This window comes from Leucobacter sp. OLIS6 (genome assembly GCF_002752355.1).
Lineage (GTDB): Bacteria > Actinomycetota > Actinomycetes > Actinomycetales > Microbacteriaceae > Leucobacter.
Genome location: NZ_MRAV01000014.1, coordinates 503983 through 530921, shown reverse-complemented (window position 1 = coordinate 530921; position 26939 = coordinate 503983). Strand labels below are relative to the sequence as shown.

The window sequence follows — 26939 nt, the reverse complement described above, 5'->3', positions numbered from 1 at the left end:
GAGGATCTCGACACAGAGAGGCGGCTGCGTGGCCACTGCACCCACCACCAAGACTCGTGCTACTTCGGCTGAGGACGCGACCGAGACGGAAGCGCCGAAGAGCGCTGCCAAGAAGGCCGCGACCACGAAGACGAGCGCGACCAAGAAGGCCGCCGCGACGAAGGCTCCCGCCGAGAAGTCGACGGCCGCTGCCAAGACCGCTGCTGCGAAGAAGCCCGCAGCGAAGAAGCCGGCGACGCGCAAGCGCGCCCCGAAGGAGCCGGATCCCGTCGCGGAGGCCGCTCTCGCCCCCGATACCGACGAGGTCGTCTCCACCGACACCGCGGCGATCCCGGTCGTCCCGGCCGTGCAGCTGCCGACCGGCGCGATCCGGATCAAGGACTCCGACGAGGAGGACGTGCCGACGGTCACCACCGCGATCCCCGGCGCCACCGCCGATCCGGTCAAGGACTACCTGAAGCAGATCGGCAAGGTCGCACTGCTGAACGCGGCCGAAGAGGTCGAGCTCGCGATGCGCATCGAGGCGGGCCTGTTCGCCGAAGAGAAGCTGGCGACCGAGAAGGGCCTGCCCAAGAAGCTCGAGCGCGAGCTGAAGTGGGTGGCACGCGACGGTCAGCGCGCGAAGAGCCACCTGCTCGGCGCCAACCTCCGTCTCGTCGTCTCGCTCGCGAAGCGCTACACCGGTCGCGGCATGCAGTTCCTGGATCTGATCCAGGAGGGCAACCTCGGCCTGATCCGCGCGGTCGAGAAGTTCGATTACACCAAGGGCTTCAAGTTCTCGACCTACGCCACCTGGTGGATCCGTCAGGCGATCACGCGAGCCATGGCCGACCAGGCGCGCACCATCCGCATCCCGGTGCACATGGTCGAGGTCATCAACAAGCTCGCCCGCGTGCAGCGCCAGATGCTGCAGGATCTGGGCCGCGAGCCCACTCCCGAGGAGCTGAGCCGCGAGCTCGACATGACCCCCGAGAAGGTCGTCGAGGTGCAGAAGTACGGTCGCGAGCCCATCTCGCTGCACACCCCGCTCGGCGAGGACGGCGACAGCGAGTTCGGCGACCTCATCGAGGACACCGAGGCGGTCGTTCCGGCCGACGCGGTCGGCTTCACGATGCTGCAGCAGCAGCTCGAGCAGCTGCTCGATTCGCTCTCGGAGCGCGAAGCCGGGGTGATCCGCATGCGCTTCGGCCTGGGCGACGGCATGCCGAAGACCCTCGACCAGATCGGCGACACCTTCGGCGTGACGCGCGAGCGCATCCGTCAGATCGAGTCGAAGACCATGGCGAAGCTGCGCCACCCCTCGCGGTCGCAGCAGCTGCGCGACTACCTCGAGTAGGCAGCCAGACACGAGAAAAGCCCCGGCTCCGGCCGGGGCTTTTCCGTTGTCCCGCCGATCCTCGCGGATGGCGGTCCGTGCGAACCGCTACGCGTTCAGGCGCGCGGTCTCGTCGTGCCAGACCTCGGCGATCGGGCGGAGCTTCTCCTCGTGCTTGCGGGCGTGATGCGCGCAGAACAGCAGCTCGCTGCCGTTCAGCATCGCGCGCACGTACGCCTGGGCGCCGCAGCTGTCGCAGCGGTCGAGCGCGTCGAGGGGACGATCCGCCCGGGCCTGGGCCTCGGTGCGATCCTGCTCGAGTGTCGTCATGGCTACCTCCCGTACGTGTTTGGTGCTCCCATCAAAGCACGCGAACCCCGGGAATCGGCCCGATTCGGCGACCGTTTCGCTGACCGCGTAGCTTACGGGGGCCGCTGCGGCGTTCAGCAGCCGTTCAACGGCTCGTTTTCGGCACGCGCCGGGGGATCGGCGCCCCGGTGTCGGAGGTCTCGCCTACAGTAGATCCGTCCCCAGAGAAAGAGGTGCCGCAACCGTGGCCGAGTCGAGCTATTCCGCCCGCCATCTCACCGTGCTCGAAGGGCTCGAGGCCGTTCGCAAACGGCCGGGCATGTACATCGGCACGACCGATTCGCGCGGGCTCATGCACTGCCTCTGGGAGATCATCGACAACTCCGTCGACGAGGCTCTCGCCGGTCACGGCTCCGAGATCGAGGTCGTGCTGCACGCCGACGGCAGCGTGACGGTGAACGACCGCGGCCGCGGCGTCCCCGTCGACGTCGAGCCCCGCAGCGGGCTCACCGGCGTCGAGCTGGTCTACACCAAGCTGCACGCCGGTGGAAAGTTCGGCGGCGGCGGCTACGCGAGCTCCGGCGGCCTGCACGGCGTCGGCGCCTCCGTCGTCAATGCGCTGTCCTCCCGCCTCGACGTCGAGGTCGACCGCGACGGCAAGACCTGGGCGATGTCCTTCCGCCACGGTGAGCCCGGCGTCTTCGACGGCGACAGCCCGACGAGCCCGTTCACCCCGTTCGAAGATGCCTCCGAGCTGCGCGTCGTCGGCAAGGTGAAGAAGGGCGTGACCGGCACCCGAGTGCGCTACTGGGCCGATCCGCAGATCTTCCTGAAGGAAGCGCGCTTCGAGTCCGACGCGCTCGTGGCACGGGCCCGGCAGACCGCGTTCCTGGTCCCGGGACTCGGCATCGAGATCCGCGACGAGCGCCCCGAGGGCCTCGACGAATCGGGTGCGCCGCAGGTGCACCGCTTCGCCTACGACGGCGGCATCTCCGAGTTCGTCGACTTCCTGGCGGTCGATGCGGCGCTGACCGAGACCTGGCGGGTCACGGACTCCGGTACGTTCACCGAGACGGTGCCGGTCATGGACGAGGCGAGCGGTGCGCTGGTCTCGCGCGAGGTGGAGCGCACCTGCGACGTCGACGTCGCGCTGCGCTGGGGAACGGGCTACGACACCGAGATCCAGACCTTCGTGAACATCATCTCGACCCCCAAGGGCGGTACGCACCTGTCCGGGTTCGAGCAGGGCCTCGTGCGCTTCTTCCGCAAGCAGATCGAGCAGAACGCCCGCAAGCTCAAGGCCGGGTCCGACAAACCGGAGAAGGACGACATCCTCACCGGCCTCACCGCCGTGGTGACGGTCCGGGTGCCCGAGCCCCAGTTCGAAGGGCAGACCAAGGAGGTGCTCGGCACGGCGGCCGTGCGCCAGATCGTCACGCGCGCCATGACCAAGGGCCTGGAAGAACGTTTCGCATCCACGCGCAGGCAGGACAAGGCCGAGACCGCCACCCTGCTCGAGAAGATGGTCTCCGAGATGAAGTCCCGCATCTCGCTGCGGGCCCAGCGGGACACCGCGCGACGCAAGTCCACGCTCGAGAGCTCCTCGCTCCCGGCCAAGCTCATCGATTGCCGCTCCCGCGACGTCGCCGACACCGAGCTCTTCATCGTGGAGGGCGACAGCGCGCTGGGCACCGCGCGCCCGGCCCGCGACAGCGAGTACCAGGCGCTGCTGCCCATCCGCGGCAAGATCCTCAACGTGCAGAAGGCCTCGGTGGCCGAGATGCTCAACAACGTGGAGTGCGGCTCGATCATCAAGGTCATCGGGGCCGGCTCCGGTCGCGACTTCGATATCGACTCCGCGCGGTACGGCAAGGTGATCCTCATGAGCGACGCCGACGTCGACGGCGCGCACATCCGCACCCTGCTGCTCACGCTCTTCTTCCGTTACATGCGTCCGATGCTCGAAGCCGGGCGCGTCTACGCCGCCGTGCCGCCGCTGCACCGCGTCGTGGTGCAGAACGCCGGGCGCAAGCCGAACGACGTGATCTACACCTACAGCGAGAAGGAGCTGCAGACCCTGCTCTCCGATCTTCGCCGTCGAGGCAAGAAGTACCAGGAGCCGATCCAGCGCTACAAGGGTCTGGGCGAGATGGACGCGGATCAGCTGGCGGAGACGACCATGGACCGCGCGCACCGCACGCTGCGGCGCGTGCGCGTCGAGGACGCGCACTCCGCGGCGCAGGTGTTCGAGCTGCTCATGGGCAACGACGTCGCACCGCGCAAGGAGTTCCTCGTCGAGAACGCCGACGACCTCGATCGCGAGCGCATCGACGCCTGATCCGGGGGCGGGCCCGGACGCGAGCCCGCTGCTAGGCTGAACCCGATAGCACCTAGGGTTCCGGGGCCATGCGCCTGCCTGGTCCGAGCGGTGCCACGCCGGGATCCGCATCCCGGCGTCATCTGAACGGACAAAAGCCTGGAGGAACCGAACCCGACGCATCAGCGCGCCGGGTGGAGGGTTCCTACGTGTCCGCTTTCGCCATCGCTCTCGTCCTCTCGGCTGCCGTGTGCCACGCCGCCTGGAACATCGTCTCGCACGGATCCAGCGGCTCCGGCCTCCCGTTCCTCTGGTGGGGCGCGGTCATCGCGAGCGGTCTCTGGGCGTTCGTCATCCCGTTCACGGGCGGCCTGCAGGGCGCGGATCCCTGGGCCTTCCTCGTCGGCGCAGCCGTATCGGGGGTGCTCCATATCGGCTACATGCTCGCGCTGCAGCGCGGATACGCGGCGGGGGACCTGACGACCGTGTACGCGACCGCCCGAGGCAGCGGCCCCGTGCTGACGGGCGTCTTCGCGCTGCTCGTGCTGGGGGAGCGTCCCGGCCCGCTCGCGCTCGTCGGTGCGCTGGTGGTGGTGCTCGGAGTGATCGGGGTCGGGATGATCGGCCGTCCGCGAACCGCGCTGCGCAGCGGCCCGACTCGGCGGCGCGGGATCCCGCCCGAGATCTTCTGGGGCGTGCTCACGGGTGTGGCGATCGCGGGCTACACCGTGTGGGATGCGATCTCGATGAACCGGGCCGGGCTGCCCGCCGTCGCCTACTTCGTCGGTTTCACCGTGACCGAGGTGCTCGGCTTCAGCGTGATGCTGCTGCTCGGCCGACGCGAGAGGCCGTCCCTCGGTTCGGTGATCCGGACCCAGTGGGGCCGCCTGCTGGCGTTCGGGGTGCTCTCTCCGCTGTCGTACATCCTCGTGCTCACCGCGACGAAGATCGCACCGATCGCGCTCATCGCCCCGATGCGGGAGGTGAGCGTGATCCTGGTCAGTCTCTACAGCGTCTGGCGGTTCAAGCAGGACCGCGCGGTGCTGCGCATCGGCGCGGCCGGCGTGGTGGTCGCCGGGATCGCGCTGATCGGGCTTGCCTGACGCCTGCCTAGGGGGCGGTACCGACGAACGCGGCCGCGCCGTCGAGCGGGAGGCCTGATCCGTCGCGTTTGCCGAGGGCGTCGGGCAGCTTGCGCGCTGCTCCGTCGGCAGCCAGCGCCCGGGGTTCGCCCGTGCCGACCCAGGCGCAGGCGATCTGGTCCTCCCACTTGAGGAAGCGCTGTGCGCGGACACCGCCGGTGCCGCGTCCCTTCGCCGGGAATTCGGCCCACTCGGAGATCTTGGCGGTGCCCACGTCGGTGCCCGGAAGGGTCAGCGAGCTGTCGGCGATCGTGACGACCCGCGCATCGGCCCCGGGCTCGACCGCGCCGGCGAACACGACCTTGGCGTCGGCGCCGAGGCGGATGCCGGCCATGCCGCCGGCCGGGCGGCCCTGCGGGCGCACCGATGAGGCGGGGAAGCGCAGGAGCTGCGCGTCGGATGCCACGACGGCGAACTCGGAGTCGTCGGGGGCCGGGAACGCCGACACGAGCTCGTCGCCCGCCTTGAGCCCGATGACCTCGAAATCGGGCTTGGCGGGAAGCTCGGTGAGGACGACGCGCTTCACGGTGCCCTGCGCGGTGAAGAGCCCGATGGGCAGCTCGGTGTCGAGCGGCACGACGCCGACGACGCGGAGCTTCTTGTCGGTGACGCCGATGTAGTCCGTCAGCTTGACCCCGGCCGAGAACGCGACGGAGGCGGCGGGGACGAGCGGCAGGTCGACCGGCGTAAACCGGTGCAGCGTGCCGTCGCTGAGCACCGCGCCGAGCTCGCCGCGCACGGTCGAATCGACGCGTACGAGCACCGCACCGTGCTTGGTGGCGCGCGACGTGCTGCGCACCGTGTCGAGGGCCTCGGGGTCGCGGTCGACGCGCAGGGCGCGGCCGGTGACCGAGAGCAGGACCGTGCAGGGGGTGTCGGCGACCTGGAGCGCCGCGGCGCCCGCTGCGGCTCGCGTCGGCCGGGCGACGGCTCCGGTGAGGACCGTGCGACGGGGGGTGCCGTAGGCTTCGGCCGCGGCGTCCATCTCGTTCGCCACGACGGCGTGCAGGCGCTCGGGGCTGCTCAGGATCTCGAGCAGCTGCTCGATCTCGGACTGGAGCTGGTCGCGCTCGGCCTCGAGCTCGACGCGCGAGAACTTGGTCAGGCGGCGCAGGCGCAGCTCGAGGATGTACTCCGCCTGCGCTTCGGACAGATCGAAGACCTGCATGAGGCGCCCGCGTGCGGTCTCGGCATCGTCGCTGGTGCGGATGAGCTGGATGACCTCGTCGATGTCGAGGATCGCGATGAGCAAACCCTCGACGAGGTGGAGGCGCTCGCGCCGCTTGCGCAGACGGAACTCGGAGCGGCGCTTGACGACCGAGACGCGGTGGTCGAGGAACACGCGCAGCATCTCGCGCAGCCCGAGGGTCTGCGGCTGCCCGCCGACGAGGGCGACCGAGTTGATGCTGAACGAGTCCTCGAGCGGCGTGTAGCGGTAGAGCTGCTCGAGTACGGCCTCGGGGGAGAACCCGGTCTTGAGCGTGATGACGAGGCGCAGGCCGTTCTTGCGGTCGGTGAAGTCCTGCACGTCGGAGATTCCCGAGAGCTTCTTGGACTCCACGCCCTGCTTGATCTTCTCGATGACGCGCTCGGGCCCGACGAGGTAGGGGAGCTCCGTCACGATGAGGCCGGTGCGGCGAGCCGTGAGCTGCTCCACCGAGACCTTCGCCCGGGTGCGGAACGCGCCGCGGCCCGTGCGGTAGGCGTCCTTGACCCCGTCGAGACCGACGATGATACCGCCGCCCGGTAGGTCGGGACCCGGTACGAACTCCATGAGCTCGTCGACGGTCGCGGACGGGTTGAACAGCAGGTGCTTCGCGCCTTCGACGACCTCGAGGAGGTTGTGCGGGGCGAGGTTCGTCGCCATGCCGACGGCGATGCCGCTCGCGCCGTTGACCAGCAGATTCGGTACCGCGGCGGGCAGGACCTCCGGTTGCATGATCTGGTTGTCGTAGTTCGGGACGAAGTCGACCACGTCCTCGTCGAGCGACTCGGTCATGGCGAGGGCGGCGCCGGCGAGCCGGGCCTCCGTGTACCGGGAGGCGGCCGGACCGTCGTCGAGCGAGCCGAAGTTGCCGTGGCCGTCCACCAGCGGCAGGCGCATCGCGAAGTTCTGCGCCATGCGCACGAGCGCGTCGTAGATGGAGGAATCGCCGTGGGGGTGCAGCTTGCCCATGACCTCGCCGACCACGCGAGCCGACTTGACGTGGCCCTTCTCGGGGCGGAGCCCCATGTCGGTCATCATGAAAAGAATGCGGCGCTGCACGGGCTTCATGCCGTCGCGTGCGTCGGGGAGCGCGCGCGAGTAGATCACCGAGTAGGCGTACTCGAGGAACGAGGCCTCCATCTCGTTCGAGATGTCGATGTCCTCGATCCGTTCGACGCCGGATGCCGCGTCTGCTGGGGTCGTGTCGCTCACGGGGCCGATCACGTGCCTTTCGGTCTTCGGGGCGCGCGATGGGCGTCGCGCAGCTGCAGGCTGGGCGCGCATCGCACGGATACGATGGTGGTCATGCTACCGACGCCCACCGACAACGGTGCGAGGCTGGCCGCGATTCTCCCAACCGGGCTGGCCTGTCTGGCCCCCGCGCTGGGATCCACGGCCGCCGACGCACTCGATCTCGCCTTCGCCGGGCCCCCCGGGCCCGCCGAGGATCCCGGCCCGATGCCGGACCTTCCGGAGCTGCGCTCGCTGGTGCTGATCGTGGTCGACGGACTCGGCCACGCCAACCTGCAGGAGCGAGCGGGGCACGCGCGCACGATCCTGTCGATGCCCGGCCGGCGGATCGAGACGGTCGCGCCGTCGACCACGGGCGCCGCGCTCACCACGCTCACCACGGGGCGCCTGCCCGGGAGCCACGGGCTCATCGGCTACCGGATCCGGCACCCCGAGCTCGGGCTGGTCACGACGCTCCGCGATTGGGACGGCATCGATCCGATCCGTTCCTGGCAGCGCGCCGAACCGCTGTTCGGGCTCGCCGGCCGGATGGGCGCGCGACCGCTCGCGATCGGCCGGCCCGCGCACGAAGGCGGCGGTCTCACGCGCGCGATCCTGTCGCACGCCGAGTACCTCGGCGGTCAGCGCATCGAGGACCGCTTCGCACTCGCATCCCAGGCGGTGCGCGGGCCGGACCCGGTGCTCGCCTACCTCTACATCGACGAGCTCGACAAGGCCGGCCACGAGCAAGGCTGGGGGAGCGACGCCTGGCTGGCGCGTCTCGAGCAGTTCGACGCCGCGCTCGACGGGTTCCTGCGCGGGCTCCCCGGCGGCGTCGGCGTCGTGCTCACCGCCGACCACGGCATGGTCGACGTGCCGCAGCACGGGCAGCTCGTGCTCGACGAGGAACCGATCCCCGGAGTCGCGCAGATCGGCGGCGAACCGCGGTTCCGCTCCCTGTATCTCGAGGACGGCGCCGATCCCGAGGCCGTCGCGCACGAGGTCGAATCCCGGCTCGGCAAGCTGGCCTGGGTCGGCACGCGCGACGCGGCGATCGCCGGCGGTTGGTTCGGCGAGACCGCCGCCGATGTCGTGCCGAGGCTCGGCGAGGTGCTGGTCGCGGCGCGCAAGCAGGTGGCGTTCACGCTGCGCGGCGATGATCCGCGCGCGCTCGCCATGGTCGGCCAGCACGGCAGCCTGAGCGCGGAGGAGCGGGGGATCCCGCTGCGGCTCGGCGGTGCGCTCGCGGGCAGCGGATTCGCGAGCGCGGTCGCGCGCGTCGCCGCCGACCGGGTGCGGTGAACCGGCGGGGAGCCGACGCTCCTCGGCGGAGCGGGAGCGTCGCGCGGAACGGCCGCGGCAGTTAGACCGGATCGTCCTCGCTGCGGGTGCCGAACAGGATGTCGTCCCAGCTCGGGATCGACGCGCGGCGCTTGCGCGATCCCTGGCGACCCTGGTCGTCGGTGGATGCGGTCTCCGACGGGCTCGCCTCCGGGGCCTTCGGAGCCTCAGCGGGAGCGGAGCGCTCGGGATCGGTCACCGGAGCCAGCCCGCGTACCGTCGCGAGGCGTTCCGTTGGTGCTGCGTCGCGGGGAGCCTCGGGCTCGGGCGCGGGAGCCGGGGCCGCGTCCTCCGCGGTGTCCGCGGCCTGCTGGGCGCTCTCGCGCAGGGCCTGGTCGCGCTCGCCCCGGCGGCGGCGCAGGGCATCGAGCAGGTCGGCGGTCTGCCCGAGGTCGGTCAGCTCCGGCTGAGGGGTGTTGATGGCGCGCTGGTCGATGCCGCGGCGGCGCTCGTACTCCGCCTCCGGGTCCAGCGGGGCCTTCTCGGCCTCGACGGGCTGTTCGGGCTCGGCGGGCGTCTCCGGTGCCGTGACCTGCTCGCCGGCGAAAGCCTCCGCGTCGAAGCGTCCGGTGGTCCCGGCCTCGCCGGAATCGACCGCGCGGAGCTTCGGGATCAGGCGGTCGCCCACGTCTCCCTGCTTCGAGAGCGACACGGCGTCGGGGGTGAGCGGGGCGAGGATCTGCTTGCGGTGCTCGAACGACCACACCGCGCGGTGCTCGACGTCGTGCGAGATGAACTCGAGGGCGATCATCCAGCCGGCTTCTTCGTCGCGCCAGGAGCTCCACTCGGGGATCTCCGCGCTCAGCGCGATGAGGCGCTCGCCGATGACCGCGCCGAAGCGTTCGGGCTCGTCGCCGGACTCGTCTTGGCCGACGCGCACCGGGTCGGTGCGCACGGGAACCGCCTGGGCCCGCTCGAGGATGTAGCGGCGCTCGGCGAGGACGGGCTCCTCGTAGCGCTCGATGACCTCCTCTTCGACGCCGACGGTCTCGGCGACCTCGGAACGGGACTTGCCCGCACGGATCAGCGACTGGATCTCGCGGGGGTTGACGCGGGGGCCGGTGCGGGCCTTGCGTCCGAGGTGACGGAGCTCGGCGAGCACGGTGTCGTCGACGACCAGGCGAAACTCTTCGCCGCTCTCGGACGCGACGACGAGCGACTGCTCGTCGCGTCGGACGAGGCGCAGTTCTTCCATCGGTTCTTCCTCCCGCTGATTCGCCCACCAGAGTGGCATGCTCCGGGCCGGGATGCGCGGATTGACGCGGGCGGGTGCGAAATTCGCGGGCGAGTCGATGGGAAGCGGCGGCCTCGGAGGGCCCTGGAGCGGTTCCGGATCAGCTTCCAGCGAACTCACGGGGGCCGCGGTTTGCGTTCCTTCGCCGTGTGGGGCAGACTATCGCCGCCGAATGGATGACACGTCGCGCAACCGACGGGAGTAGCAGGAGAGAATGGCCACCGATTACGACGCACCGCGCAAGTCCGAAGAAGAGTCCGATTCGATCGAGGCTCTGAAGGAACGCGGCCCGGCAAAGGGCGCGTCGGGTATCGACTCCGAGGACGCCGACAACCCCAGCTTCGATCTGGGCGGGTCCGATCTCTCCGATGTCGAGCTCGACGTGGTCGTGCTTCCTCAGCAGGACGACGAGTTCACCTGCGTGAACTGCTTCCTGGTGCGCCACCGCTCGCAGATGGACCACGAGACCGACCTCGGTCCGATCTGCGCGGAGTGCGCACGATAGACGCGCCAGCGGCTATCGGGTGGACTCCGCGGCAGCGCATCGCGCTGGCCCGCAGAGCGCAGCGTGGGGTGGCGGAGTGCGCACGATAGACGCGCCAGCCGAACGAACAGAGAGCGCCGCTCCCGTCATCGACGGGAGCGGCGCTCTCTTGCGTTCGCGCGGGGCTCAGGACTTGCCGAGCGCCTTCGCGAGTCGTTCGGGGTGGCGGGTGGTCAGGATCCACGAGGGTGCCGGATCCTGGGGGTCGGTGATCGCGATGCGCACGCCGCGGTGGATCCAACCGCGGATGACGAGGTGGGTACGCGCGTCGAGACCGGGCCCGATGGCGGTGCGCAGCGCGTCCGCGCCGAGCGATTCGACGTCGCCGAGGAACTCGACGGGGATGCGTGCGCGGCCCGCGGTGAGCATGCCGTCCCGGACCGTGATGGTGGGGCTCAGCAGCACGAGGGTGCCGGCGATGATCAGGTAGAGCAGGATCGCGACCGGCAGCGCGAGCGTCTTGTCGATGGGGGTGACGACGAGCGTCACCGCCGGGATCAGCAGCAGGAGGACCCCCAGGAGCGCCGGCGTGGGCCAGAGTCGTTCGTGGTAGCTGGGGGTGGCCTGCGTCTGCGTCATGCTCTCCATTATCGCGGTTCCGGATCCGGTAGCCTGTCCGGTGTGATCGATCCCCTTGAGATTCCCATCCGTGCCGAGCAGATTCCGAGCTATGCGATGCCCGGCGACGCGGGTGCCGACCTGCGCAGCACCGAGTCGGTGCTGCTGGCTCCCGGGGAGCGTCGGCTCGTGGGCACGGGCGTCTCGATCGCTCTGCCGGAGGGCTTCGCGGCGTTCGTGATGCCGCGCAGCGGACTCGCGGCCAAGCACGGGGTCACCGTCGTCAACGCGCCCGGCACGGTCGATGCCGGCTACCGCGGCGAGATCAAGGTGGCCCTGCTCAACACCGACCGCAGTTCGGCGTTCCAGGTCGAGTCGGGCGATCGGATCGCCCAGCTCGTCGTGATGCCGGTGGTCCGTGCGGAGTTCGTCGCGGTCGACGAGCTCCCCGAGACTTCGCGCGGTGCCGGCGGCTTCGGCTCGACCGGCGTGCGCGACGCCTGACGGTTCCCGATCCGGCGCGTCCCGTGCGGCGTGCCGAACGTTCTTCCCCAACAGAAAGACCAGAGACACCATGAGCGACGAGACTCCCCAGAACGAGTCGAACCGGAACGCCGACGAGCTGGAGCTCCACGAGGCGGCGGCACCGGAGGTCGACGACGCGAAGTCGGCGCCGGTCGACCGTGAGACCGCGGGGCCCTACGACGCCAGCGAAGTGCCGGCCATGCGCCCCTACGTGGATCTCGGCGGCATCAAGGTCGCTCCGCGCGAGGGCCTGCAGCTCCGGCTCGAGGTCGACGAACGCGCGCAGCGCGTCGTCGCGGTGTCGCTCGAGTACGCGGATTCGCTCCTGCAGGTGCAGGCGTTCTCCGCTCCGAAGACGACCGGCCTGTGGCACGAGGTGCGTACCGAGATCGCTCAGCAGCTCGGCTCTCAGGGTGCTGAGGTCGCGCACGAGGACGGCGACCTCGGCCCCGAGCTCCTCGTCCGCAGCGCGGGCACGAACGAGCAGGAGGTCCGGCTGGCCCGGTTCGTCGGCGTCGACGGTCCCCGCTGGCTGCTGCGCGGTGTGATCATGGGTCGCGCTGCGGCCGATGCCGACGCGAAGGCGCAGATCGTCGAGCTGTTCCGCGAGCTCGTGGTGGTGCGCGGCGACGATCCGATGCCTCCGAGCGAGCTGCTCGAGCTCAAGGTGCCCGCGGGACTCGCCCAGGGCGAGGCCGGGGTGCAGCAGGCGTGACCGAGCGCGATCCCCGAGAACGCGCCGACGCTCCGGACGCGGCCGAGGTGCCGGACGCGACCGGGGCTCCGGACGCGACCGAGTCCGGTCCGGGGCGTCTGCGGGTCGGCGGCGCGCTGGGACGCACGGTCGAGGCCGGGCTCAGCGGCGAGGCGGTCTCGGCGAGCGGTGTGCTCGCGGCGATCGGCGGCTGGCGCGGGGTCGCGGAGGCGCTGCTGCCGGGGGTGCTGTTCCTCGCGATCTTCGTCTGGACGCGGGATCCGCGCCTCTCGGCGATCGCCCCGGCGCTGCTCGCGGTGATCGCGATCGTGGTCCGTCTGCTGCGCAAGGAGCCGCTCACCGCGGCGTTCTCGGGCGCCATCGGCGTCGCCATCTGCGTGGTCGTGACGCTCATCTCGGGCCGGGGGCAGGACTTCTTCCTCCCGGGCTTCTGGATCAACGGCGCGTGGTCCGTCGGGCTCGCGATCTCGCTGCTCGTCGGGTGGCCGCTGCTCGGCTTCGCCGCGGGTGCGCTGACCGGGGATCTGACGGGCTGGCGCAAGCAGCGCGCACTGCGGCGCGCGGCGACGCTCTGCACGCTGCTGTGGCTCGCGATGTTCGTGCTGCGCCTGGCCGTGCAGCTCCCGCTCTATGCGAGCGCCCAGGTCGAGGCTCTCGGCGCCGCGCGGCTGGTCATGGGGACCCCGCTGTTCGCTCTGGTCGTCCTGTTCTCCTGGCTCGTGCTGAGCCGGGTCACCCGCGCGACCCAATCATCGGATGAATCGTCCGCGATCGACACGCCGAACGCGTCCGGCCAATGACGGTTCCGCCCAGCAAACTCAGCTAGAATTATCTCGACGTCAAGACAAATCGCTGACGTTCACGCCGGCTGCGCCTCTCGAGATGCGAACCGCTCCGAAGGGGTGCAGACTGGTGGCAGCAGCACCCTGACTCACGAAGGAGAGCGGCCATGGCAGCAGTCAACAGTTTCGGGGCCCAGAGCACCCTGACCGTCGGTGGCACGGATTACCAGATCTACCGCATCGACAAGGTTCCCGGACACGAGCGGCTGCCCTACAGCCTCAAGGTCCTCCTCGAGAACCTGCTCCGCACTGAGGACGGTGCGAACGTCACCAAGCAGCACGTCGAGGCGGTCGGCAACTGGGACCCCAACGCCCAGCCCGACACCGAGATCCAGTTCACCCCCGCGCGCGTGATCATGCAGGACTTCACCGGCGTGCCCTGCATCGTCGACCTCGCCACCATGCGCGAGGCCATGGCCGACCTCGGCGGCGACCCGCAGCGCATCAACCCGCTCGCCCCGGCCGAGCTCGTCATCGACCACTCGGTCATCTCTGACGTGTACGGCAGCGCCGGCGCCTTCGACAAGAACGTCGAGATCGAGTACCAGCGCAACGGCGAGCGCTACCAGTTCCTCCGCTGGGGCCAGGGCGCCTTCGACGACTTCAAGGTCGTCCCGCCGGGGACCGGCATCGTGCATCAGGTCAACATCGAGTACCTGGCGCGCGTCACCTTCACCCGCGAGATCGACGGCGTGCTCAACGCATACCCCGACACCTGCGTTGGCACCGACTCGCACACCACCATGGAGAACGGTCTCGGCGTGCTCGGCTGGGGCGTCGGCGGCATCGAGGCCGAGGCCGCGATGCTCGGCCAGCCCATCTCGATGCTGATCCCGCGCGTCGTCGGCTTCAAGCTGTCGGGCCAGATCCCGGCGGGCGTCACCGCGACCGACGTGGTGCTGACCATCACCCAGATGCTGCGCAAGCACGGCGTCGTGGGCAAGTTCGTCGAGTTCTACGGCGAGGGCGTCGGCTCCGTGCCGCTCGCCAACCGCGCCACCATCGGCAACATGAGCCCCGAGTTCGGTTCGACCGCCGCGATCTTCCCGATCGACGACGTGACGCTCGACTACCTGCGTCTCACCGGCCGCCCCGACGATCAGATCGACCTGGTCAAGGCGTATGCGCAGGCCCAGGGCATGTGGCACGATCCGGCGCACGAGCCCGAGTTCAGCGAGTACCTCGAGCTCGACCTCTCGACCGTCGTCGCGTCGATCGCCGGCCCGAAGCGTCCCCAGGACCGCATCGAGCTGACGAGCGCCAAGGAGCAGTTCGAGCGCGACCTGCAGAACTACGCGCAGGCGGCCAACCCCGCCAAGGTCAAGGACGCGAACGGCGCCGAGTACACGATCGATCACGGTGCGGTCACCCTCGCCTCGATCACCTCGTGCACCAACACCTCGAACCCTTCGGTCATGCTCGCCGCCGGCGTGCTGGCCCGCAACGCGAACGCGCGCGGCCTCAAGGCGAAGCCGTGGGTCAAGACCACGCTCGCACCGGGCTCGAAGGTCGTCACCGACTACTACGAGAAGTCCGGTCTGACCTCGCACCTCGAGGACCTGGGCTTCTACCTGGTCGGCTACGGCTGCGTGACCTGCATCGGCAACTCCGGCCCCTTGAACGAAGAGGTCTCGGCCGCGGTCAACGAGAACGACCTCGCCGTCACCGCGGTGCTCTCGGGCAACCGCAACTTCGAGGGCCGCATCAACCCCGACATCAAGATGAACTACCTCGCGAGCCCGCCGCTCGTGATCGCGTACGCGCTCGCCGGTTCGATGGACTTCGACTTCGAGAACGAGCCCCTCGGGCAGGACGCCGACGGCAACGACGTCTACCTGCGCGAGATCTGGCCCGACCCGGTCGAGGTGCAGAAGATCGCCGACTCGTCGATCGACTCCGGCATGTTCACCGAGAAGTACGCGAGCGTCTTCGACGGCGACGAGCGCTGGACCTCGCTGCCGACGCCCGACGGCGACGTGTTCGAGTGGGACGCCAAGTCGACCTACGTGCGCAAGCCTCCGTACTTCGACGGCATGCCCGCGACCCCGGCTCCGGTCTCCGATATCTCGGGCGCCCGCGTGCTCGCCAAGCTGGGCGATTCGGTCACGACCGACCACATCAGCCCGGCCGGCAACATCAAGGCCGAGACCCCCGCCGGCAAGTACCTGCAGGAGAACGGGATCGCTCCGCGCGACTTCAACTCCTACGGCTCGCGCCGCGGCAACCACGAGGTCATGATCCGCGGCACCTTCGCGAACATCCGCCTGCGCAACCAGCTCCTCGACAACGTGGAGGGCGGCTTCACCCGCGACTTCACGCAGGAGGGCGCACCGCAGTCCTACATCTACGACGCGTCGCAGAACTATCAGGCGGCGGGGATCCCGCTCGTGGTGCTCGGCGGCAAGGAGTACGGTTCGGGCTCGTCGCGCGACTGGGCGGCGAAGGGCACCAGCCTCCTCGGCGTCAAGGCGGTCATCACCGAGAGCTTCGAGCGCATCCACCGGTCGAACCTCATCGGCATGGGCGTGCTGCCGCTGCAGTTCCCGGCCGGCGAGAACGCCGATTCGCTGGGTCTCGACGGCACCGAGTCCTTCGACATCTCGGGCGTCACCGAGCTGAACGAGGGCCGCACGCCGCGCACCGTCCACGTCACCGCGACGCACGAGAACGGCACCGTCACCGAGTTCGACGCGGTCGTCCGCATCGACACCCCGGGCGAGGCCGACTACTACCGCAACGGCGGCATCCTGCAGTACGTGCTGCGCTCGCTCGCAGCCTAGGGATCGCACGTCACCACGAGGGGCTCCGGCGCATGCCGGGGCCCCTCGCGGCGTTCAGTAGACTGATGGGATGCATCGGCCGCGCGCCGAGCGGATCGGAGGCGTGACGGGTGGCGATCCTGGATCGAATCGACGGCCCCGGCGATCTGGCCGGGCTGAGCCTCGAGGAGTGCAAGCAGCTCGCCGCCGAGATCCGCGAGTTCCTCATCGCCGAGGTCTCGAAGACGGGTGGCCACCTGGGGCCGAACCTCGGCGTCGTCGAGCTCACCATCGCGCTGCACCGCACCTTCGAATCGCCGAAGGATCCCATCGTCTTCGACACGGGCCACCAGAGCTACGTGCACAAGCTGCTGACGGGTCGGAAGGACTTCTCGCGGCTGCGCAGCAGCGACGGCCTAGCCGGCTATCCGCAGCGCGGCGAATCCGAGCACGACATCGTCGAGAGCTCGCACGCGTCGAGCTCGCTGAGCTGGGCCGACGGCATCTCCCGCGCCTTCGCGCGAACCGGGCAGTCGGACCGCTTCGTGATCGCCGTCGTCGGCGACGGGGCGCTCACGGGCGGCATGACGTGGGAGGCGCTCAACAACATCACCGACGACAACTCCCGCAACCTCGTCATCGTGATGAACGACAACGGGCGCTCCTACGCGCCGACCATCGGCGGCATGGCCCGGTTCCTCAACTCCGTGCGTGTCACCGGCGGCTACCGGGATCTGCAGGAGGGCAGCGAGCGGCTGTTCGGGCGTTTCGGCGCGCCAGGCCGCACGGTCTACCGGGCGACGCGCGGCGCGATGCGCGGCTTCGTCAGCCGTGCCTCGGGCAACCAGGATCTCTACAGCAACCTCGACATCAAGTACGTCGGCCCCGTCGACGGGCACGACCTGCCCGCGCTCGAAGAGGCGATGCGGCAGGCGAAGGGGTACGGGCGTCCGACCCTCGTGCATGTGATCACCGAGAAGGGGCGCGGCTACGCCCCGGCCGAGAACGACGTCGCCGATCAGTTCCACTCGGTCGGGCAGATCGACCCGGGCAGCGGCGAGCCGCTCGAGGTCTCGTCCGGCCGCAGCTGGACGGGCGTGTTCCGGCAGCGGATCCTGCAGCTCGCGCGCGAGAACGATCGGATCATCGGGATCACGGCGGCCATGCTCAAGCCGACGGGCCTCGACGCGCTGGCCGAGGCGTTCCCGGAGCGGGTCATCGACGTCGGCATCGCCGAGCAGCACGCGGTGACGAGCGCCGCGGGGCTGGCCTACGGCGGCATGCACCCCGTCGTCGCGATCTACGCCACCTTCATGAACCGCGCCTTCGACCAGCTGCTGATGGACGTCGCGCTGCACCGGGCGGGGGTGACCTTCGTGCTCGACCGCGCGGGCATCACCGGACCCGACGGTGCGAGCCACAACGGGGTCTGGGACCTCGCGACCCTCCAAGTGGTGCCGGGCATCCGCATCTCGGCGCCGCGCGACGAAGAGCGTCTCAGCGAGCTGCTGACGGAGGCCGTCGCCGTCGACGACGGCCCGACCGTGATCCGCTACCCGAAGGGCGCGGTCGGCGACGCGCTGCCGGCCCTGCACCGCACCGAGGACGGCACCGACCTGCTGCGCGAGGACCCTGTACGCGGGGACGGCACGCGCGACGTGCTGCTCGTGGGCGTCGGCCCCATGGCGCGAGTCGCCGTCGAAGCGGCGGAGCTGCTCGCCGCTCAGGGAATCTCGACGACGGTGGTCGATCCGCGCTGGGTGGTGCCGGTCGCCGAATCAGTGGTCGAGTACGCGCGCGGGCATCGCCTGCTCGTCAGCATCGAGGACGGGATCCGCGTCGGGGGCGTCGGTACGCGGATCCGGCAGGCGCTGCGCGATGCCGGCGTCGACACCGCGGTGAGCGAGCTCGGCACCCCGGACGAGTTCCCGCCGCACGCGTCCCGCGGTGAACTGCTCGCAGCGGCAGGTCTCACGGCCGAACGGATCGCGGCCGACGTCGCCGAGCAGGTCCGCGGGAACCGGATCCCGGTCGCGCGCCCGGAGTAGGTGCGCTTCGGTCCCGTCATCCTGCGCGACGAAGGTCTGGTCATCCTGCGCGACGAAGGAGTCGCAGGATCCCTACCGGGGTAGAGATCCTGCGACTCGCAGGCTCGCGCAGGATGACGGGGTCAGTCGGACTGCGGACGGCTCAGCGCGCGCCGGCGACCAGCGGGTCGTGGAACGTCGCGCCGAAGACGCGCTCGCTCGCACCCACCCGATCGAGGTAGGGCGTCGCCCCGCCGGCCTGGAACGGCCAGCCGGCACCCAGGATCAGGCACAGGTCGATGTCTTCAGCGGCGTGCACGACCTGCTCGTCGAGCATGATCTTGATCTCGCCTGCGAGCTCGTTCTCGACCCGGCGGAGGATCTCCTCCTCGGAGACGGCGGTCTTGCCGAAGCTGAGCTGCTTCTTCGCCGCGCGGGAGAGGTCCTCGACCTTGCCGAACTTGTTCTTGACGAGCGGATCCTCGATCTCGGCCATCGCGTGCAGGTTCGGCGATGCGTAGAAGCGCTCGGGGAACGCCGCCACCATCGTGTCCTGCACGTGCGCCGCGACCTTCCAGCCGACCAGATCGATGAGCTCGAACGGGCCCATCGGCAGACCGATCGGTGCGAGCGCCCGTTCGACCACGGGCAGCGGAGTACCCTCGTCGAGCGCGCGGGCGGCCTCGCCCATGACCTTGGCCAGCAGGCGGTTCACCACGAAGCCGGGGCGGTCCGCGGTGATGACCGCGCTCTTGCCGAGCTTCTTCGCGACCGCCATCGCGGTGGCGAGGGTCTCCTCGTCGGTCGACGGCACCTTCACGACCTCGACCAGCGGCATGACCGCGACCGGGTTGAAGAAGTGGAAGCCGACCAGGCGCTCCGGGTGCGCGAGGTTCGCGCCGATCTCCTCGACCGAGAGCGACGAGGTGTTGGTCGCGATGACCGCGGTCTCGGCGATGATCGGCTCGATCTCGGCGAACACCTGCTGCTTCACCGAGAGCTCCTCGAACACGGCCTCGATGACCCAGTCGCAGTCCGCGAAGAGGGACTTGTCGGTCGTGCCGCTGACGAGCGCGCGCACCTGGTTCGCGTCGTCGGCACCCAGGCGGCCCTTCTGCTCGAGCTTGTCGATCTCACCGTTGATGTAGGCGAGGCCCTTGTCGACGCGGGACTGGTCGAGATCGGTGATGACGACGGGCACGCGCAGCTTGCGGGCGAAGAGCAGGGCGAACTGGCCGGCCATGAGGCCCGCGCCGATGACGCCGACCTTCTGCACCTTCTTGGCGAGCTCCTTCGGCGGAGCCCCAGCGGGCCGCTTTGCGCGCTTCTGCACGAGGTCGAAGGCGTAGATGGACGCGTGGAACTGGTCGCCCGAGATGAGCTGCGCCAGTGCCTCGTCCTCACGCTCGAATCCGCGCACCCGGTCGTTGTCCTTCGCCGCGCTGAGCAGATCGAGCGCGATGTAGGGCGACTTCGCCGCAGTGCCGATGCGGGCCTTGAGCGTGTCGCGGGCGATCTTGATCGCCGCGGGCCACTTGGTGAGGCGCTCGAGCTTGCCCGGCTCATTCGGCCGCTCGACCTTCTCGGCGCCGGTGAGCACCGCGTCGGCCCAGAGGATCGACTGCTCGAGGAAGCTCGCGGGACCGAACATGCGGTCGAAGAGCCCCGCCTCGAGCGCGTCCTTCGGCTTCATCATGCGGTTGTTCTTGAGCGGGTTCGAGACGATGATCTCGATCGCCTTCTCGATGCCGACGAGGTTGGGCACGATGGTCGCGCCGCCCCAGCCGGGGATGATGCCGAGGAAGACCTCGGGGAACGCGAGCGCCGCGGCCGACGAATCGACAGAGCGGTAGTCGCAGTTGAGGGCGATCTCCATGGCACCGCCGAGGGCGAGGCCGTTCACGAAGGCGAAGGAGGGGACGCCGAGCTGGCCGAGCTTGCCGAGCACGAAGTGCCCGAACTGCGCCATGAGCCGCGCGTTCTGCTCGGTCGCGAGGGTGGAGACCTTTGAGAGGTCGGCCCCCGCCGCGAAGATGAACGGCTTGCCGGTCACGCCGACGGCCTGGATCTCGCCGGCCGCGGCGCGAGCCGCGAGCCCGTCGAGCACGGTGTTCAGCGCGTCCAGGGTCAGCGGCCCGAGCGTGTTGGGCCGGGTGTGGTCGCGTCCGTTGTCGAGCGTGATGAGCGCGAGGGTGCCGCCCGAGGGCAGCGCCACGTCGCGCACGAACGACTCGGTGACGACCTCGTCGGCCGAGGCTTCGAGGAGCGGGGAGAAGTCGATGGAGCGGTAATCGGTCATCTTCGGCTACTTGCCCTTCTTGCCGTCGTAGTTCGGGTTCTCCCAGATCGCGGTGCCGCCCTGGCCGAGGCCGACGCACATCGCGGTGACGCCGTAGCGCACATCGGGGCGCTGCTCGAACTGGCGGGCGAGCTGGATCATGAGGCGCACGCCGGACGCGGCGAGCGGGTGGCCGAGCGCGATCGCGCCGCCCCAGGGGTTGACGCGGGGATCGTCGTCGGCGATGCCGAAGTGATCGGTGAACGAGAGCACCTGCACGGCGAAGGCCTCGTTCAGCTCGAACAGACCGATGTCGTCGATGGTGAGGCCCGCGCGCTTCAGCGCCTTCTCGGTCGAGGGCACGGGGCCGAGCCCCATGACCTCGGGCTGCACGCCCGCGAAGCCGAAGCCGACGAGCCGCATCTTGGCGGGGAGGCCGAGCTCCTTCGAGGTGTCGGCGCCCGCGAGCAGCGAGACGGTCGCGCCGTCCGTGAGCGGGGAGGCGTTGCCCGCCGTCACGCGTCCGTGCGGACGGAACGGCGTCTTGAGCGTGGCGAGGCCCTCCATGGTGGTCTCGGGACGGCGGCCCTCGTCCTCCGTCGCGAGGCCCCAGCCGGCTGCGCTGCGCAGCGCGACGGGGATCAGGTCGGGCTGGATGTCGCCGCGGTCGTAGGCGGCCTGCACCTTGTGCTGGCTCAGCATGCCGAAGCGATCCGCGCGCTCTTTGGTGAGCGCGGGGAACCGGTCGTGCAGGCGCTCGGCCGTGACGCCCATGTTCAGCGCGTCGGGGCTGACGAGGCGCTCCGAGACGAAGCGCGGGTTCGGATCGGCGTCGAGACCGATCGGGTGCCGGCCCATGTGCTCCACGCCGCCGGCGATCGCCAGGTCGTACTGGCCCGAGCCGATCGCCGCGCCCATGAACGAGGCGACGGTGAGCGCGCCGGCGCACATGCGGTCGAGCGCGAAGCCGGGCACCGTCACCGGGATCCCGGCGAGCATCGACACGGTGCGCCCGAGGGTGAGCCCCTGGTCGCCCTGCTGCGTGGTCGCGGCGATCCCTACGTCGTCGATGCGGTCGAGGGGGAGGTTCGGGTTTCGCGCGATCAGGCCCTGCAGGGCCTTGACCGCGAGGTCATCGGCCCGTGTGCCCCAGTACATGCCCTTCTCGCCCGCGCGCCCGAACGGGGTGCGGACTCCGTCGACGAAAACAACGTCTCTCATTGCGGCCACTCTGCCTCCATCAAATGGGTGTGATGTGATCACTCACCATCCTAGGAAGTCCGCGGCACGGGGGACGAGCCGCCGTGCGGAACCCGCAGGAAACGCGTGGCGCCCGCGGCGTCAGCTTTGTTTGGCCTCTACAAAAGCGATGGCGATGATTGGTGCAGTAATGACAGCCTGCCAGTGTCGTGCGCCGAGCTCCTCGAGCCGATCGGAGATCTGCTCGGCGCTCGCGGACGAGGCGCCCTTCGCCGGCTTCGGCGGCGCCCAGGAGACGCGGCGGAGCAGCTCGGGGGTCAGCAGGTTCTCGAGGGGGATGCTGCGCTCCTCGGCCTCCGCGGCGAGCGCCTCGCGAGCGATCGACAGGCGCGCGGCGGCTTCGGGATGGCGCTGGGCCCAGCCGCGGTGGTGCGGCATCGCGTCGGGATCGCGTGGTCGCGGCTTCGGCAGCTGGTCGGTGGTCTTGCCGCGCAGGGCCGCGTCCCACCAGCGATCCAGCTCGGTCCGGCTCGCCCGACCCGCGAAGGTCTTGAGTCGAGCCAGGTCGCCGCGGGATCGCGGCATGGCGCCGGCCGCGGCGACGATCGAGGAGTCCGGCAGCAGGCGGCCGGGGGCGGTGTCGCGTTCGCGGGCGAGCTCGTCGCGCGCGAGCCAGAGTTCGCGGACGATCGCGAGCTCGCGCGGAGAGCGCAGGCGGTGGCCGCCCGAGACCTTGCGCCACGGTTCCTCGACCGGCGGCTTCGGCGCGCGCTGACGGACCGCCTCGAACTCCTCTTCCGCGAACTCCCGCTTGTGCTGGGCATCGAGCTCGTGCGCGATCGACTCCCGCAGATCGGGCAGCAGGGCGACGTCGAGCGCCGCGTACTCGAGCCACGATTCGGGTAGCGGACGGGTCGACCAGTCGGCCGCCGAGTGCGCCTTCTGCAGCGAGATGCCGAGCTGCGACTCGACGAGCGCGCCGAGTCCCACGCGCTCGAAGCCGAGGAGCCGTGCGGCGAGCTCCGTGTCGAAGAGTCGCGGCGGGTGCAGTCCGAGCTCGTCGAGGCAGGGGATGTCCTGGCTCGCGGCGTGCAGGATCCACTCGAGCCCGTCGAGCGCCTGCGCGAGCGGGGAGAACGAGGAGATCCCGGTGGGGTCGAAGAGGAACGTGCCCGAGTCCTCGCGGTACGCCTGGACGAGGTAGGCCTCGCCGCCGTAGCGGAAGCCGGAGGCGCGCTCGGCGTCGACGCCGACCGGGCCGTGACCGGCCGCGAGCGACTCCGCCGCGGCGCGCAGCCCGGCGTCGTCGGCGACCATGGTCCAGGTGGAGTGGAGGTCCGCTTGCTGGAGCACGGGTTACGCCCTCCGGCCTTCGCCGCGGTGGGCACGCTTCGCGCCGAGGGAGGCGACGCCCTCCTGGTGCGGGAGTCCGGCGAGCAGGCAGAGCAGCTCCGACCAGGCCTCCGCGTGCGCGCCGAAATCGGTGCCGAGCGGGGTCCAGGAGGCGCGGATCTCGATCTGCGCGGCATCGCCCTGCTCCTCGAGCGTGCCGAAACCGGTGGACAGCGTCTTCGTCGCGGTCCCGGACGCGAACGTGACCTGTGCGCCGCGGGAATCGAGGGCGTCGACGAGCCACGACCAGGCGACGTCGGCGATGAACGGATCCACGCCGATCTCGACTTCGAGGGGGGCCTGCGCGAAGCAGATGATACGGAACGGCGATCCCCACTCCGCGGCGGAATCGGGGTCGTGCAGCAGGATCAGGCGACCCGCCCCGTAGGGGGAGTCGCCGCTCTCCTCGGCGGGATGCGCCGAGCCTCGGGTGACGCCCGCGGCGAGCGCCACGGAGCGCGGCGCGATGCGTTCGGGGGCCGGGATCTCGCGCACCTGCAGTTCGCTGCGGAACCGTGCGTGGCGCAGCTGCTCGGCAGCGCGCTCGAACGCATCGGCATTCACTTCGTTCCCGGACTTCACACCTGGAACACTAAGGATTGCTGAGAGTATGGTGCGGATGCCACGCCGCGCTGCAGAAACATCCCGGAGGTGCCCATGAGCAGGCTTCGACCGATCCAGGCGGTCGCCGGTTTCGCCGCGATCGCGACGGCGACGGCTGCGGGATGCGCGCTGCTTGCCGGTGCGGTCGCGCGCCGGGTGGTCACGCCCGAGGCGCGGCCGGACTCCTCCACTCGGGTGCGTTCGGTCCTGCCCGCTGCCCGGGCGTCTCGCCGCTACGGGGTCGACGGCCCGGTGGTCCGGATCCGGGGCGGCTGGTCGGAACTCCCCGGGAGCTACTCGCTGATCCTCGATGGCGGCGCCACCCACGCGAAGGTGGGGCCGGTGCTCGAGGCGCGCCGCGGGACTGCTGCGCGCGAGATCCTCACGACCGATCGCGGCCGCGTGCGGCGCGGGGCGACGGGGCGGGTGACCGGGTGGTGGTACGCGGATCCCGAGGAGCTCGCCGACGAGATCGGCGAGGGAGCCTCGGTCGAGCGGATCGTGCTGCCGCTGGAGGACGGACCGGCGACGGCCTGGATCGTGCGCCCGGCCGATCCGGTGCCCGGCCGGTGGGCGGTGCACGTGCACGGCATGGGTGCGCTGCCGGCAGAGACGCTGCGCGGTGTTCCGCCGCTGGCGCGCGCCGGTCTGACGAGCCTCGTCATCTCCTATCGCAACGATCCGGGCGCTCCGCGCGGTGCGCACGGCCGCTACGGTCTGGGCTCCGCCGAGCAGCGCGACGTCGACGCGGCGATCGCCGAGGCCGTGCGCCGCGGTGCGACCCGGGTGACGCTGTTCGGGTGGTCGATGGGCGGCACGGCGAGCACGCTGGCGGCGACTCGGGGAGCGCACCGCGATGCGGTGGACGGCCTCGTGCTCGATTCGCCCGCGCTCGACTGGCACGGGCTGCTGCGGCACCAGGCGCGACGCGTCGGGATCCCGCGACCCATCGCGGCGCTCGCCGTGCGGCTGCTCGAGGGCGGCCGTGTGCGCGGTGGCGATCCCGCGTCGCCGGGGCTCGCCGCGCTCAGCGCGCCCGAGATCGGTCGGGGCCTTGCGGTGCCGACGCTGATCCACGTCAGCGCGGGCGACACCTACGTGCCGGAGGACGGAGCGCTCGATTTCGCGGCTCGGCACAGCGACCTCGTCGTGCTGCGCCGGCAGCTGGTGGGCGAGCATGTGAAGCTCTGGAACGTCGATCCCGAGGCCTGGGAGGCCGCGACGGAACGCTTCTTGCGGGGCCTGCCGGCTCCCGCACCCGCATCGGATGCGGACGAGGACGCCCCGCGCGGGTAAGCTGTCGGCGATGTCTCAGGATCCGCAGCACAGCTCCGCCCACCTCGTCGACCGCAGCCCGAGCATCTCGGGCGCCGAGCTGGTCGCGACCCTCGTCCCTCCGCGCCAGTTCGACGGGGCGAGCTTCGACTCGTACCGTCCGGATCCGGAGTACCCCTCGCAGGCGGAGGCCCGGGACACGCTGCGCGCGTTCTCGGAGCCCGAGACGCCGATGGCACGGGGCGGCTTCTTCGGCTTCGGGCGCAAGAAGGCCGCGGCCGAGCCCCGGCCGAACACCCCGACCAAGCCGGGCGTCTACCTCGACGGCGGTTTCGGCGTGGGCAAGACCCACCTGCTCGCGGCGACCTGGCACGCGACGGCCGGGCGCAAGTACTTCGGCACCTTCATCGAGTACACGGCGCTCGTCGGAGCGCTCGGATACTCGGGCGCGCTCGGCGTGCTGCAGGGGGCTCGGCTCATCTGCATCGACGAGTTCGAGCTCGACGATCCGGGCGACACGATGCTCATGACGCGGCTGATCGGCGACCTCGTGAAGACGGGTTCGCGCATCGTCGCTACCTCCAATACTCCGCCGAACGCGCTCGGCGAGGGCCGCTTCGCGGCGGCCGACTTCATGCGCGAGATCCAGGCCATGGCCGACAACTTCGTCACGATCCGCATCGACGGCACCGACTACCGCCAGCGCGACCTCGACGGCGATGCCGTCGCCCTGAGCGACGAGGCGTACCGCTTCGCGCTCGCGGACGCCGCGGCCGCGGGGGAGCGCACGACCGACGACGACTTCTCGACCCTCGTCGCGCATCTCGCGACGGTGCACCCCTCCAGCTACTTCGGCATGCTCACCGGGGTGCAGTGCATCGGCCTGCGCGACGTGCACGAGCTCACCGACCAGTCGGCGGCGCTGCGCTTCGTCGCGTTCATCGACCGAGTCTACGACGCCCAGATCCCGATCCGGGCGACCGGAGCGCCGCTCACCACGATCTTCGGCGGCGGCATGCTCGACGGCGGGTACCGCAAGAAGTATCTCCGTTGCATGTCCCGTCTGAACGCGCTGACGCAGGGCGAGATCGCCTCATGAGCTCCGGCGGCGGAGGCGGCCTGCTGCGGGCGATCCTCGACGCGCTGATCGAAGCGCTCCGCCGCGGTCTCCAGAGCCGCTCGGATCCCGCGGGGAAGCGGACGACCGCGGGCCCGCGCGCGGGTGCGTCGGGTGCGCGCCCGGAGGCCTCGCCGGGGCAGACCGGCGACGGGGCGACCCGCGACCTCGGCGCGGCCGAGATCCGGGGCCTGCGCCCGAGCTACGCGCCGGCCGTGGACGGCACCCCCGATCCCGGCGAGGTCATCTGGACCTGGGTGCCCTACGCCGAGCACGACGGACGCGGCAAGGATCGCCCGGTGCTCATCATCGCGCGCATCGACGCCACGACGGTCGCCGGCTGCTACCTGTCGACCAAGCAGCACCGCGGCTTCATCAGCGTCGGCACGGGCGGCTGGGACGGCCAGGGGCGCGAGAGCTTCCTCTCGCCCGAGCGCGTGCTGCGCATCTCCGACTCCGGCATGCGCCGCGAAGGTCACGTGCTCGATCGCGCGCGGTTCGAGCACGTCGTCGCCGAGCTCTCGCGGGACCTCGGCATCGTTCGCTGACCGTCCGCCCGCCGCAGTCGTCGGGCGATCAGCTGCTGACGGTGCAGAACGGGTGCCCGACGGGATCGAGATAGACCCGGAACGTGTCGTGCGCCTCGAGGAATCGCGCCCCGAGGGCGAGCAAGGGCTCGTGCGCGGCTTCGAGATCCGGGACGAGCACGTCGAGGTGCAGTTGCTGGTCCCCGTCGTCGCCCGGCCAGACCGGTGGAACGTACCCGGGGGAATCCTGGAAGGCGAGCTTCGCCGGGCCCTCCGGCAGCTCGAGATCGACCCAGCCGTCGTCCTCGCCGGCCACGACCGTGCCGCCGAGGATCCCGCGATAGAACTCCGCGAGCGCCGCGGGATCCGGGCAGTCGAATACGGTGCTGTGCAGGGTGCCGATCATCGGGACTCCTTCGTGCGATGCGGGATCGTCCGCCGACGGAGAGATCCCGCCGACCCGCCCAGGCTACGCCTCGGGT

22 protein-coding genes are annotated in these 26939 nt (G+C 70.5%); 13 read left to right on the top strand and 9 right to left on the bottom strand.

What is annotated here, in order from left to right; all coding sequences use genetic code 11:
- Positions 1-28: 28 nt before the first annotated feature.
- Entirely contained in the window at positions 29-1336 is a 1308-nt protein-coding gene (locus BMH31_RS12655; RefSeq protein ID WP_199068486.1) for an RNA polymerase sigma factor, read from the top strand.
- Between the two features lie 87 nt (positions 1337-1423).
- On the opposite strand, the gene BMH31_RS12650 is transcribed toward BMH31_RS12655, so the two are convergent.
- A complete protein-coding gene (locus BMH31_RS12650) occupies positions 1424-1645 on the bottom strand; it encodes a hypothetical protein (RefSeq protein ID WP_046455085.1) in 222 nt (73 codons plus the stop codon).
- 223 nt (positions 1646-1868) lie between these two features.
- Between BMH31_RS12650 and BMH31_RS12645 the strand changes: the two genes are divergently transcribed.
- Both BMH31_RS12645 and BMH31_RS12640 read left to right on the top strand, forming a co-directional pair.
- Complete coding sequence (locus tag BMH31_RS12645; RefSeq protein ID WP_099724927.1) at positions 1869-3962, top strand: DNA topoisomerase IV subunit B; 2094 nt, start codon at positions 1869-1871, stop codon at positions 3960-3962.
- 188 nt (positions 3963-4150) lie between these two features.
- Entirely contained in the window at positions 4151-5044 is an 894-nt protein-coding gene (locus BMH31_RS12640; RefSeq protein ID WP_099725314.1) for an EamA family transporter, read from the top strand.
- 7 nt (positions 5045-5051) lie between these two features.
- Here the strand turns inward: BMH31_RS12640 and BMH31_RS12635 are convergent, their stop codons facing one another.
- Entirely contained in the window at positions 5052-7502 is a 2451-nt protein-coding gene (locus tag BMH31_RS12635; RefSeq protein ID WP_241898279.1) for a DNA topoisomerase IV subunit A, read from the bottom strand.
- 246 nt (positions 7503-7748) lie between these two features.
- Between BMH31_RS12635 and BMH31_RS12630 the strand changes: the two genes are divergently transcribed.
- Positions 7749-8822, top strand: coding sequence for an alkaline phosphatase family protein (locus BMH31_RS12630; RefSeq protein ID WP_241898278.1), 1074 nt, complete (start codon positions 7749-7751; stop codon positions 8820-8822).
- A gap of 61 nt (positions 8823-8883) precedes the next feature.
- Here the strand turns inward: BMH31_RS12630 and sepH are convergent, their stop codons facing one another.
- The gene (gene sepH, locus BMH31_RS12625; protein WP_099724929.1) at positions 8884-10056 is read right to left on the bottom strand and encodes a septation protein SepH; all 1173 of its coding nucleotides are present in this window, start codon (positions 10054-10056) and stop codon (positions 8884-8886) included.
- Positions 10057-10309: 253 nt separating this feature from the next.
- Between sepH and BMH31_RS12620 the strand changes: the two genes are divergently transcribed.
- A complete protein-coding gene (locus tag BMH31_RS12620; protein WP_046455082.1) occupies positions 10310-10600 on the top strand; it encodes a DUF4193 domain-containing protein in 291 nt (96 codons plus the stop codon).
- 165 nt (positions 10601-10765) lie between these two features.
- Here BMH31_RS12620 and BMH31_RS12615 read toward each other — a convergent pair whose 3' ends face one another.
- The gene (locus BMH31_RS12615) at positions 10766-11218 is read right to left on the bottom strand and encodes a DUF3093 domain-containing protein (RefSeq protein ID WP_241898277.1); all 453 of its coding nucleotides are present in this window, start codon (positions 11216-11218) and stop codon (positions 10766-10768) included.
- A gap of 42 nt (positions 11219-11260) precedes the next feature.
- Here BMH31_RS12615 and dut point away from each other — a divergent pair, with 42 nt between their 5' ends.
- The 5 genes from dut to dxs all read left to right on the top strand — a co-directional run bounded on the left by dut (position 11261) and on the right by dxs (position 18086).
- On the top strand, positions 11261-11701 hold the full coding sequence (gene dut, locus BMH31_RS12610; protein WP_099724931.1) for a dUTP diphosphatase: 441 nt from the start codon (positions 11261-11263) through the stop codon (positions 11699-11701).
- 70 nt (positions 11702-11771) lie between these two features.
- The gene (locus BMH31_RS12605) at positions 11772-12437 is read left to right on the top strand and encodes a DUF3710 domain-containing protein (protein WP_099724932.1); all 666 of its coding nucleotides are present in this window, start codon (positions 11772-11774) and stop codon (positions 12435-12437) included.
- A complete protein-coding gene (locus tag BMH31_RS12600; protein ID WP_241898276.1) occupies positions 12434-13237 on the top strand; it encodes a DUF3159 domain-containing protein in 804 nt (267 codons plus the stop codon). The genes BMH31_RS12605 and BMH31_RS12600 overlap by 4 nt, the downstream gene beginning before the upstream one ends.
- 149 nt (positions 13238-13386) lie before the next feature.
- On the top strand, positions 13387-16059 hold the full coding sequence (acnA, locus tag BMH31_RS12595) for an aconitate hydratase AcnA (RefSeq protein ID WP_099724933.1): 2673 nt from the start codon (positions 13387-13389) through the stop codon (positions 16057-16059).
- 110 nt (positions 16060-16169) lie between these two features.
- A complete protein-coding gene (dxs, locus tag BMH31_RS12590) occupies positions 16170-18086 on the top strand; it encodes a 1-deoxy-D-xylulose-5-phosphate synthase (protein WP_099724934.1) in 1917 nt (638 codons plus the stop codon).
- A gap of 142 nt (positions 18087-18228) precedes the next feature.
- Here the strand turns inward: dxs and BMH31_RS12585 are convergent, their stop codons facing one another.
- The 4 genes from BMH31_RS12585 to BMH31_RS12570 all read right to left on the bottom strand — a co-directional run bounded on the left by BMH31_RS12585 (position 18229) and on the right by BMH31_RS12570 (position 23517).
- Entirely contained in the window at positions 18229-20364 is a 2136-nt protein-coding gene (locus tag BMH31_RS12585; protein WP_099724935.1) for a 3-hydroxyacyl-CoA dehydrogenase NAD-binding domain-containing protein, read from the bottom strand.
- A 6-nt stretch (positions 20365-20370) separates the two neighbouring features.
- The gene (locus tag BMH31_RS12580) at positions 20371-21573 is read right to left on the bottom strand and encodes a thiolase family protein (RefSeq protein ID WP_099724936.1); all 1203 of its coding nucleotides are present in this window, start codon (positions 21571-21573) and stop codon (positions 20371-20373) included.
- 111 nt (positions 21574-21684) lie between these two features.
- The gene (locus BMH31_RS12575) at positions 21685-22860 is read right to left on the bottom strand and encodes an HRDC domain-containing protein (protein ID WP_099725317.1); all 1176 of its coding nucleotides are present in this window, start codon (positions 22858-22860) and stop codon (positions 21685-21687) included.
- Between the two features lie 39 nt (positions 22861-22899).
- Positions 22900-23517 (bottom strand): DUF3000 domain-containing protein, encoded by a 618-nt coding sequence (locus BMH31_RS12570; RefSeq protein ID WP_099724937.1) that lies wholly within the window; start codon positions 23515-23517, stop codon positions 22900-22902.
- A gap of 75 nt (positions 23518-23592) precedes the next feature.
- Here BMH31_RS12570 and BMH31_RS12565 point away from each other — a divergent pair, with 75 nt between their 5' ends.
- From BMH31_RS12565 to BMH31_RS12555, 3 genes are read left to right on the top strand one after another with little or no spacing between them, the layout of a single operon-like run.
- Positions 23593-24834: an alpha/beta hydrolase gene (locus tag BMH31_RS12565; RefSeq protein WP_099724938.1), complete on the top strand. Its 1242-nt coding sequence runs from the start codon at positions 23593-23595 to the stop codon at positions 24832-24834.
- Between the two features lie 10 nt (positions 24835-24844).
- Positions 24845-25912 carry a cell division protein ZapE gene (zapE, locus tag BMH31_RS12560; RefSeq protein ID WP_099724939.1) on the top strand — a complete coding sequence of 356 codons (1068 nt, stop codon included), beginning with the start codon at positions 24845-24847 and terminating at the stop codon, positions 25910-25912.
- The gene (locus BMH31_RS12555) at positions 25909-26478 is read left to right on the top strand and encodes a type II toxin-antitoxin system PemK/MazF family toxin (RefSeq protein ID WP_099724940.1); all 570 of its coding nucleotides are present in this window, start codon (positions 25909-25911) and stop codon (positions 26476-26478) included. The genes zapE and BMH31_RS12555 overlap by 4 nt, the downstream gene beginning before the upstream one ends.
- A 28-nt stretch (positions 26479-26506) precedes the next feature.
- Here the strand turns inward: BMH31_RS12555 and BMH31_RS12550 are convergent, their stop codons facing one another.
- On the bottom strand, positions 26507-26863 hold the full coding sequence (locus tag BMH31_RS12550) for a VOC family protein (protein ID WP_099724941.1): 357 nt from the start codon (positions 26861-26863) through the stop codon (positions 26507-26509).
- Positions 26864-26939: the final 76 nt, after the last annotated feature.